The organism is Dietzia sp. Cai40, assembly GCF_014145165.1.
Taxonomy (GTDB): domain Bacteria; phylum Actinomycetota; class Actinomycetes; order Mycobacteriales; family Mycobacteriaceae; genus Dietzia; species Dietzia natronolimnaea.
Genome location: NZ_JAALEB010000322.1, coordinates 1 through 5,616, shown reverse-complemented (window position 1 = coordinate 5,616; position 5,616 = coordinate 1). Strand labels below are relative to the sequence as shown.

The window sequence follows — 5,616 nt, the reverse complement described above, 5'->3', positions numbered from 1 at the left end:
CGGGACCGGGGCGACCCGGGCCGGGGCCGTGGCGGCCCGCGGACGGGGTGCCGCGGCCCCCCGGTAGCGTTACCCGCATGCGCATCGGAATGGCTCTCAACTACAGCGGCGGCTTCGCCGAGACGGCCGCGGAGGCCGCGGACCTCGAGCGGGCGGGGCTGGACATCGCGTTCGTCCCCGAGGCCTACTCGTTCGACGCGGTGAGCCAGCTCGGGTACCTCGCGGCCAAGACCTCGACCATGGAGCTGGCCTCGGGCATCCTGCAGATCTACACCCGCACACCCACCCTGACTGCCATGACCGCCGCCGGGCTGGACTTCGTCTCCGACGGCCGCTTCATCCTGGGCCTCGGCGCCTCCGGCCCGCAGGTCGTCGAGGGCTTCCACGGCGTGCGCTACGACGCGCCGCTGGGCCGCACGCGCGAGGTCATCGAGATCTGCCGCAAGGTGTGGCGCCGGGAGAAGCTCGTGCACGACGGGGCCAAGTACCAGATCCCGCTGCCCGCCGACCAGGGCACGGGCCTGGGCAAGCCGCTCAAGCTCATCAACCACCCGGTGCGCGAGAACATCCCGATCGTGCTGGCGGCGCTCGGGCCGAAGAACGTGCAGCTGGCCGCCGAGATCGCCGATGGCTGGCAGCCGATCTTCTTCCACCCCGAGAAGGCCCACCTCGCGTGGGGTGAGCCGCTGGCCAAGGGGCGTGAGAAGCGCGATCCCTCTCTCGGAGAGCTCGAGGTCTACGCCGGACCCCCGCTGGCGATCTGCGAGGAGAACGAGGTGCCGGGCTACCTGGACTTCGTGCGCCCGCACCTGGCCCTCTACATCGGTGGGATGGGCGCCCGCGGCAAGAACTTCTACAACGAGCTCGCGTGCCGCTACGGCTACGAGGACGAGGCCGCCCGCATCCAGGACCTGTACCTGGACGGCAAGAAGGACGAGGCCGCGGCCGCGGTGCCCGACGAGCTGGTCCGGTCGGTCTCGCTGATCGGCCCCGAGTCGTACGTGGCCGAGCGGGTCGAGGCGTTCCGCGAGGCCGGGGCCACCACCCTCACGGTCGTACCGATGGCGATGGACGCCCCCGGCCGGATCCGGCTGGTGGAGCGGTTCCGCGCGCTCTGCTGATCCACCGGCGTGGCCGCCGGGGGAGTTGGCCAGCCCCCGGTCAGGCGAGGTCGACCACCACGTTCTTGAGCACGGGGGCGTCGTCCCGCTCGGCGGCCGTGGCCGCCACGAGCAGTCGCGAGCCGTCCTCCCACACGCGGACGCGCATGGTCTCGCCGGGGAAGAAGATGCCGCCGAACGTCACGCCGTAGCCGCGGACCCGCTCGACGTCGCCGCCCAGGACCTCGTCCACGACGGCCCGCAGCACCATGCCGTAGGAGCACAGACCGTGGAGGATCGGGCGCGGGAACCCGGCCGCCTCGGCGAACGCGGGATCGGAGTGCAGGGGGTTGCGGTCCCCGCAGAGGCGGTAGAGCAGCGCCTGCTGGGGCAGGCTCGCGACCTCGATGGTGTGGTCGGCGTCCCGCTCGGGGTACTGCACCTTCTCGGAGGTCCCGCGCTCGCCACCGAAGCCTCCCTCGCCACGGGCGAAGATCCCGGATCGAGAGGTCCACAGCTTCTCACCCTCGGCGGAGACCGTCTCGGACTCCTGGATGATCACCGCGGCCGACCCCTTGTCCTGGATCTCGGCGATCCTGGTCGTGGTGACGGCGGTGCCGGCCGCGGGGATCGGGCGGTGCACCTCGACGGACTGGCTACCGTGCACGACCTTGGCCAGGTCGATCTCGACCCCGGGGAAGGACACCCGCGGCGCCTCCGTGACGTTCATCGTGGCGGCGACGGTGGCGAACGACGGCAACACCTTGGGATGCAGGTCGTCCACGTAGTCCAGCCCGGCGGTGTCCATGGGGTCCCCGGCCGCGCCGACTCCGAGTGCGTAGAGCGCAACGTCCGAGGCTGTCCAGGAGAACTCCTGCGAGGGAAGCTCGGCCCCCAGGGCAATCGAGAGGTCGATCGGCACGGTCAGACTCCCGTCTTGTCGGTGGTGGTCGGTCCGGTGGTGGTGGACCCGGCGGCGGCGCCGGCCAGCATGTGCTCGACCGCGAGGTACCCGAAGACCATCGCGGGGCCGATGGTCGCCCCGGGCCCGGCGTAGGTGTGGCCCATGACCGGCGACGACGCGTTGCCGGCGGCGTAGAGCCCCTGGATCACGGAGCCGTCCGAGCGGAGGACGCGGCCGTGGACGTCGGTGTTCGCCCCGCCCTTGGTCCCGAGGTCCCCGGGCACCATCTTGGCGGCGAAGAACGGTGCCTTGCGGACGGGACCGAGGCTCGGGTTGGGCTTGTTGGTGGGGTCGCCGTAGTAGTGGTCGTACCCCGAGACGCCCCGCTGGAAGTCCTCGTCCACGCCTCTCTCGGCGAAGCCGTTGAACCGGGCGGCCGTCTTCTCCAGCGCGTCCCCCGGGACGCCGATCAGTCCGGCGAGCTCGGCGAGCGTGTCGGCCTTGTGGAAGTTCTCCGTCTCGAGCCACTTCTTCGGCAGCGGCTGCTTCGCCTGCAGTCCGGCGAAGAGATACCGGTTCTTGTACTCCTGGTCGAAGATGATCCAGGCCGGGACGTTCTCGCCCTCGGCGCCCTGCTGGTCGGCGGGGGCCTGCCCGTACTCCCCGCCGTACATCCGGTGCCCGGCCTCGACGTACGGCAGCGACTCGTTCATGAACCGCTCGCCGCGCGAGTTGACGAGGAACGAACAGGGCAGCGAGCGCTCGGCGAGCGCGAACCACGGACCGCGGGGGAGCAGGATCGTGGGACCCCACCAGGCGTCCTCCATGAAGGCCAGTTCCGCCCCCACCTTCTCCATGTACTCGATCCCCTCGCCGGTGTTGCCGGCGGCGCCGACCGTCCACGAGGTGGGGATGGGCTGACGCTGGTACTTGTCCCGCATCTCCTGGTTGTGCTCGAACCCGCCCGAGCCGATGATCACGCCACGTCGGGCGCGGAGGGTCTGCTCCTCGCCGCCGCGGGTCACGGTGATGCCCACGACCCGCTCGTCCAACCCGCTGCCCTCGGTGACCAGACCGGTCATCGGCGTGTTGAGCCACACCGGGACACCCGCGTCCAGGAGGCCCTTGCGCATGGCGGCGATGAGCGCGCGGCCCATGCCCACCATGTTGGCCCCGCGGGCCTTCGCCAGCAGCATGCGCATCGTCACACGGACGGAGCGCCGGAAACCCTTGGTGGTGGGGCGCTGGAGGAGGTTGAGCCAGCGGTAGTCGGACTGCTTGACCACCATGTTCGCCGGAGCCTTGGCGTAGGGGGGCTCGAGCCGCGCGGCCTCGGAACCCAACTGGCGCAGGTCGAACGGCTTGGGCTCGACGGATCTGCCGCCGAGTCGTCCTCCCGGGGACTCGGGGTAGTAGTCCGAGTAGTCGACCACCCACTCCATCTCGAGGGGGGAGTTGGCGAGGACGAAGTCCAGGACCTCGGGGCCACGGTCGACGTACGCGTCGATCCGTTCCGGGGCCACGACGTCGCCGACGATCGCCCGGAGGTAGGTCCGGGCGGCCTCCGGGGTGTCCTGGACGCCGTCCCGTCGGAGGACGGAGTTCCCCGGGATCCACACGCCGCCGCCGGAACGGGCGGTGGAGCCGCCATAGTGCGGTGCTTTCTCCACGAGGACCACGCTGAGGCCCTTCTTCGCTGCTGCGAGGGCGGCCGTCATGCCTGCTCCACCGCTACCGACGACGACGACGTCGAACTCCTGGTCTGCCATGTAGAACACGTTATAGAACCGGGGGCTCGAGCGCCACACGGTCGAGGTAGCATCCCGGTCATGCTCAACGAGGAGACCCGCTCCACACTCGCCCAGCGACTCTGGGACGCCGAGGCCGACGTGGCGCCCATCGCGCCGCTCACCGACCACCATCCCGAGATGACCCCGGACGACGCGTTCGAGATCCAGCTCGTCAACATCCGCCGCAAGCTCGCCGCCGGCGCGGTGGTCACCGGACACAAGGTGGGTCTGGCCTCCAAGGCCATGCAGGAGATGATGGGCGTCGACGAACCCGACTACGGCCATCTCCTCGACACCATGGAGTACCCGGAGGGCGCGCCGGTCGAGGCTGCCCGGTTCTGCTTCCCGCGCGTCGAGGTCGAGGTGGGCTTCATCCTCGGCGCCGACATCCCGCCGGAGGGGTGCTCGCAGGAGGAGGCCGCTGCCGCCATCGAGTGGGTCGTGCCCTCGATCGAGCTGATCGACTCGCGCATCCGCGACTGGAAGATCACCCTGCCCGACACGATCGCCGACAACGCGTCGTCCTGCGGGTATGTCGTCGGGCAGCAGCGCGTGCGGCTGACGGACCTGGACGTCGCCGCGATCGATGCGACCCTCTACAAGAACGGCGAGTTCCTCGCGTCCGGCCGCTCCGACGCGGTCCTGGGCAACCCGCTCAATTCGGTGGGCTGGTTGGCCTCGACGGTCGCCAAGTTCGGCGTCCGCCTGCGCAAGGGAGACGTGATCCTGCCCGGCACCGCGATCCGCGCGATGGACGCCGCGCCCGGCGATTCCTTCCGCGCCGAGTTCGCGGGCCTGGGGGACGTGACCATGGAGTTCCGCTAGCGCGGGGGTGCAGCCAGTGCGGGGGTTCGGCTGCGGCGCTCACGTTCCCTCGGCCCTCGTCACGTCCGGTCCGTCGCCATCGCGCGACTGGCGGCCGCGGCCACCCTGGTGACCAGTGGCTCCAGGCGAGTGAGTGCAGCACCGTCCGCCGCGCTAGCGGAGAGCGCCGCCACCGCTAGGGTTCCGCAGGCGCCGTCCTCGTCGTCGTCGAACACGGGTGCGGCCACGCAGTAGAGGCCGGGCGTGAGCTCGGCGCGATCCACCGATCGCCTTCTGCGCCGGATCTCCGCCAGCTCCACGGCGAGCGCATCCGGCGAGGTGAGCGTGGTGTCGGTCCAGGCGATCAGCGGGCCCTGCGACACCCGCTCGGCGGCGGCGTCGTCGAACGCCAACATCGCCTTGCCCACTCCGGTGCAATAGGCCGGCAGTCCGCCGCCGATCCGCGACGGTGACGGGATCGGCCGCGGACCGTGCAGCTTGTTGAGGTACACCACCTCGTCACCGTGCAGCGTGGCCAGGTGCACCGTCGCCCGGGTCGCCTCGAAGAGGTGCGCGAGGAACGGTGTGAGTACGCGGCGGGTCCGCTCGTATGCCGGCGAGGCAGGAATCGGATCCAGCTCATGCACCAGCGGCCCCAGTCGATAGCGCTGGCCGATGCGCGTGACCGCATCGTTTCGCTCGAGTGCGGCCAGGAGGCGAAGGGTCGTGGACTTGGCCAGCCCGGCCTCGCGGGAGATCTCGCTCAGTGTCAGGCCGGTTCCCGCCGCCGTCACCCGCAGTACGTCGAAGGCGCGGTCGACGGGGGAGACGGGCGGTTCGGTCATGCGGTGAGTGTAGCGCGGAGGTCCGACATCGAGTGACGGGTGATTCGAACACTTGCGCTAGTGAGGTGGTGACGTTAGAGTAGTACGTATGTTCGATACAGGCGCCGCGGGGGGAGGGTGGTCGGTAATGAGTGCGACGACGACGAGTTCGGCGGCGTTCGGGGCGCTTCGCG

5 protein-coding genes are annotated in these 5,616 nt (G+C 70.5%); 2 read left to right on the top strand and 3 right to left on the bottom strand.

Features of this window, described 5'->3' with window-relative positions:
• Positions 1 to 77 precede the first annotated feature (77 nt).
• Entirely contained in the window at positions 78 to 1,121 is a 1,044-nt protein-coding gene (locus tag G6022_RS12380) for an LLM class F420-dependent oxidoreductase (RefSeq protein ID WP_182691657.1), read from the top strand.
• A gap of 40 nt (positions 1,122 to 1,161) precedes the next feature.
• Here the strand turns inward: G6022_RS12380 and G6022_RS12375 are convergent, their stop codons facing one another.
• Both G6022_RS12375 and kstD read right to left on the bottom strand, forming a co-directional pair.
• Positions 1,162 to 2,022, bottom strand: a complete 861-nt coding sequence (locus tag G6022_RS12375) for a MaoC/PaaZ C-terminal domain-containing protein (RefSeq protein ID WP_182617464.1) — start codon at positions 2,020 to 2,022, stop codon at positions 1,162 to 1,164.
• 2 nt (positions 2,023 to 2,024) lie between these two features.
• Positions 2,025 to 3,773, bottom strand: coding sequence for a 3-oxosteroid 1-dehydrogenase (kstD, locus tag G6022_RS12370; protein WP_182617463.1), 1,749 nt, complete (start codon positions 3,771 to 3,773; stop codon positions 2,025 to 2,027).
• A gap of 60 nt (positions 3,774 to 3,833) precedes the next feature.
• On the opposite strand from kstD, the gene G6022_RS12365 reads away from it, so the two are divergent.
• Positions 3,834 to 4,619 carry a 2-keto-4-pentenoate hydratase gene (locus tag G6022_RS12365; RefSeq protein ID WP_182617461.1) on the top strand — a complete coding sequence of 262 codons (786 nt, stop codon included), beginning with the start codon at positions 3,834 to 3,836 and terminating at the stop codon, positions 4,617 to 4,619.
• A gap of 59 nt (positions 4,620 to 4,678) precedes the next feature.
• On the opposite strand, the gene G6022_RS12360 is transcribed toward G6022_RS12365, so the two are convergent.
• The gene (locus G6022_RS12360) at positions 4,679 to 5,443 is read right to left on the bottom strand and encodes an IclR family transcriptional regulator (RefSeq protein ID WP_182617460.1); all 765 of its coding nucleotides are present in this window, start codon (positions 5,441 to 5,443) and stop codon (positions 4,679 to 4,681) included.
• Positions 5,444 to 5,616: the final 173 nt, after the last annotated feature.